At 46.0% G+C, this 3,650-nt stretch carries 4 protein-coding genes; 1 reads left to right on the forward strand and 3 read right to left on the reverse strand.

Annotation, left to right across the window (positions count from 1 at the left end; all coding sequences use genetic code 11):
• Positions 1 to 12 precede the first annotated feature (12 nt).
• Positions 13 to 1,425 carry a type I glutamate--ammonia ligase gene (gene glnA, locus V7L97_RS11665; protein WP_333656172.1) on the forward strand — a complete coding sequence of 471 codons (1,413 nt, stop codon included), beginning with the start codon at positions 13 to 15 and terminating at the stop codon, positions 1,423 to 1,425.
• A 97-nt stretch (positions 1,426 to 1,522) separates the two neighbouring features.
• On the opposite strand, the gene V7L97_RS11670 is transcribed toward glnA, so the two are convergent.
• The 3 genes from V7L97_RS11670 to V7L97_RS11680 form a co-directional block, all read right to left on the reverse strand.
• Positions 1,523 to 2,800: a GGDEF domain-containing protein gene (locus V7L97_RS11670; protein WP_333656174.1), complete on the reverse strand. Its 1,278-nt coding sequence runs from the start codon at positions 2,798 to 2,800 to the stop codon at positions 1,523 to 1,525.
• A 101-nt stretch (positions 2,801 to 2,901) separates the two neighbouring features.
• Positions 2,902 to 3,270 (reverse strand): hypothetical protein, encoded by a 369-nt coding sequence (locus V7L97_RS11675; RefSeq protein WP_333656176.1) that lies wholly within the window; start codon positions 3,268 to 3,270, stop codon positions 2,902 to 2,904.
• A 3-nt stretch (positions 3,271 to 3,273) separates the two neighbouring features.
• Positions 3,274 to 3,650: CZB domain-containing protein (locus V7L97_RS11680; protein ID WP_333656178.1), on the reverse strand; the 377-nt coding region annotated here is incomplete at its 5' end.

Raw genomic sequence — 3,650 nt, forward strand, 5'->3', positions numbered from 1 at the left:
AGGAGGAGAAGTATGACACCGAAGGACGTAATCAAAATGGCTCAGGAAAACAAGGCGGTTATGGCAAATTTCAAGTTCCTTGATTTCCCCGGGATCTGGCAGCATTTTGCTGTGCCGATAGCAGAACTGAGAGAGGAGATATTTGAGGAGGGGCTTGGCTTTGACGGCTCATCCATAAGGGGATGGCAGGCGATCCACACATCGGATATGCTTATAATACCTGATCCGGCTACAGCCTTTATGGACCCGTTCATGGAATATCCCACAATAAGTTTAATATGCAATATCGTAGATCCGATCACAAAGGAATTCTATACAAGGGACCCAAGGTATATTGCACAGAAGGCAGAGGCTTATCTTAAATCAACAGGCATCGGAGATACAGCATATTTCGGCCCCGAGGCAGAGTTCTTTATTTTTGACGGCATCAGGTTTGACCAGAACGCACACAGCGGATATTACTTTATAGAATCAGTTGAGGGTATCTGGAACTCAGGACGTGAAGAAAATCCGAACTTAGGCTACAAGCCAAGGCATAAGGAAGGTTATTTCCCTGTACCTCCAACAGACAGCCATGTAAATCTAAGAACAGAGATGGTCATGGAGATGCAGAAGGTTGGCATTTACGTGGAAAGAGAGCATCATGAGGTCGCAACAGCAGGACAGGCTGAGATCGACATGAGGTTTGATTCCCTTGTTGCGATGGCTGACAAGAACATGCTCTTCAAATACATAATCAAGAACGTTGCAAGAAGGCACGGAAAAACCGTAACATTTATGCCCAAGCCCTTATTCGGCGACAATGGCTCTGGAATGCATGTCCATCAGAGCATATGGAAAGGCGGAAAGCCTCTCTTTGCAGGCAATGGCTATGCAGGCTTAAGCGAACTTGCCCTTTATTATATTGGCGGGATATTGAAGCATGCAAAGGCGCTTGCAGCTCTGACAAACCCGACAACAAACTCGTACAAGAGACTTACACCGGGCTTTGAGGCGCCGGTCAACCTCGCATACTCTGCAAGGAACCGCTCTGCATCCATAAGGATACCGACCTATTCCGCAAGTCCTAAGGCAAAAAGGATCGAGGTCAGGTTCCCTGACCCTTCATGCAACACATATCTCGCATTCTCTGCAATGCTGATGGCAGGGCTCGACGGCATAGAGAACAAGATCCATCCTGGTGAGCCTCTCGATAAGGACATTTATGAACTCGGCCCTGAGGAGCTTGCATCAGTGCCCACAATGCCTGGAACACTCGAGGATGCACTCAACCACCTCGAAGAAGACCACGAGTTCCTGATGAAGGGCAATGTCTTTACAGAGGATGCCATCGAGACATGGATAAACTACAAGAGGACGAGGGAAGTGGATGCCCTGAGATTGAGGCCGCATCCATACGAGTTCTTCCTGTACTACGATATTTAAGCCGAATTACGAAGGATATGGCAGCAGTGTGCATCAAAGACTTTACAAATCAGCACACCTGCTGCCATATGTTAGGTGATACTTTCGTAATTCGGGTTTATATTATCGGCACATTTGCAGCTATGACCCTGTTTCTTCCCATATTCTTTGCTGAATAGAGGGCATCGTCAGCAGACTGCATAACCCTTTCAGGAGAATCGCCGTCCTCCGGGTAAGAAGAGACGCCGATGCTTATCGTAATTTTGCCTCCAGGCTGTGTTTCGGCACGGGGGAATTTATAGTTTTCTATCTCGGTTCTTATTCTTTCTGCTATTGCTATAGATTCTTCTTTATTTGTTTCCGGAAGCAGCGCAATAAATTCCTCTCCTCCGTACCTGCCTACGGCGTCCGTGTCCCGAAGCTTATCACCGATAATATCCGCCACAAGCTTTAAGAGGATATCACCCTGGGGATGTCCGTGCGTATCATTGTATTGTTTGAAGTAATCGATGTCCATCATCATGAGTCCGAAACTTTTGTTGTATCTGTGCGCCCTGTGCACTTCGGAATCCAATAATTTGAGGAATGTCCTGCGGTTTTTGACTCCTGTGAGGCCGTCTGTTTCCGAGAGTTCGAGGGTTTTCTCGAAGAGTTTTGCATTGGATATGGCGAGGCTTGCTGCATCCAGCAAGCGCATGCATGCATCGAGGTCGCATTTTGCCTCAAGCCTTGAACTCTTTGTAATATCCACAATAAAGATTCCCACCGGCATGAACATATCGCACTTAACGCACTCCTTGAGTTTTTCGGTGATGTTCCTCATTATCTTTCCATGGCAGTGGGTACCCGAAATATACCAGCATCTCTTGTTGTCAGAGCCATATGCGGTACAGCCCGTATCCGGCGGGCAGTGATGATAGTCGTAGCATTTAGACGAGAATGCTGCCTGCACAGGCAGAACAGCTATCTTTTTTGCATCCTTCATCAGGGTCTTAAATACCCTATCCTCGTGCTCAGAGCTTACAACTGCGGATTCAAGGGCATGTGCCTCACAGGTTACCAGCGTGTCTGTAAATATGTTTTTGTCGGTAAGCGGAATGCTGAGGCTGTTCAGGCCGTTATCATAGACCAGATTCAACTTGTTTCTGTCCAATGGCATATAAATTATGTTTGTATGGCCTGATAATGATGACAGCTCTTCCCGGACTGTTTTTATTACCTCATCCATGACAATGGAAGACCGTAATTTTTCTGAAAGTATGTATAGCCTCCTTATTTCTTCCTGTTTTTTATAGAGTCTGTCGGAAAGATAGGTGACAAAATATGCTGTAAGGAGCAGTGTGCTTATAAAAACGCCGCCGTATGCCGCTATTACAGAAAGGTCTGTGAAAAGCAACGGCTCTTCTCTGAATATTCCAAATGGGGCAGGATGCCCAGATGCTTAAGCCCCATAATCGTTGTGGGAAGAATTATTGCAACGGCAGCAAACCTGAATGTCTACTTTTTCGGCAGTATCATGCCGCTGATTACGATGTGAAATATATAGTAGTACAGGAACGGGCTGTCGCAACCTCCGGAGAAATAAACTGCAGCGGTAAGGGCGATGAAATCAAGACTAATCTGCTTGATTGCGCATTTTTGCAGGTCTTCTGACGGAAGTTTAAGCTTATACTGGAAGTAGGCGTTATAGACTGCAACAAACCCCAGTATCAGATAAACAGGTATCAGCGAGAAGGTCAGGTCTGCTATTTCCCTGATAATATGGGTGACAATAAGCACACCAATGCATCCTGCCCACCTGAGCCTTACGAGCCAGAGAAGTCTGTCTTTTATTTCTGCCCCTGTTATGGAAGATTCAAAAGTCATTTCTTACTTGCACTCTCTCTTAATACCGTCAAGGAGGCTTCCTATCTGGTCTGATATATTCTCCATCTCTTTATACAGTCTTTCTGCCTTTAGCTTGTCTCCTGAATTGTGTGCTGAAACCGCTTCTTTTGCCAGCGCATGTATCCTTACATGTGGATCATTCACTGCCTTGAAAGATGGAAGATTCCCGCACATCTGCATTCCCTCTCCGAAATACCATTTGCCGAACCTGCAGTTATGGTGATCCGGCAGTTGTGACGGGTCAAGTGCTAAATCTCCTTTTAAGCATGATGCTATCTTTCCCACAAACACCCTGTGGTCTGTTTTGGCTAAATCCAGTATCATCAGTTCGTTTCCTTTGTCTTGAATCCTGCTATTGA

It is taken from the genome of Dissulfurispira sp., from assembly GCF_036745535.1.
Classification (GTDB): domain Bacteria; phylum Nitrospirota; class Thermodesulfovibrionia; order Thermodesulfovibrionales; family Dissulfurispiraceae; genus Dissulfurispira.

What these genes read in the sequence shown, in the direction of transcription:
- glnA (WP_333656172.1), top strand. Translation starts at nt 13, where the DNA reads ATGACACCGAAGGACGTAATCAAAATGGCTCAGGAAAACAAGGCGGTT.
- V7L97_RS11675 (WP_333656176.1), bottom strand. Translation starts at nt 3,270, where the DNA reads ATGACTTTTGAATCTTCCATAACAGGGGCAGAAATAAAAGACAGACTT.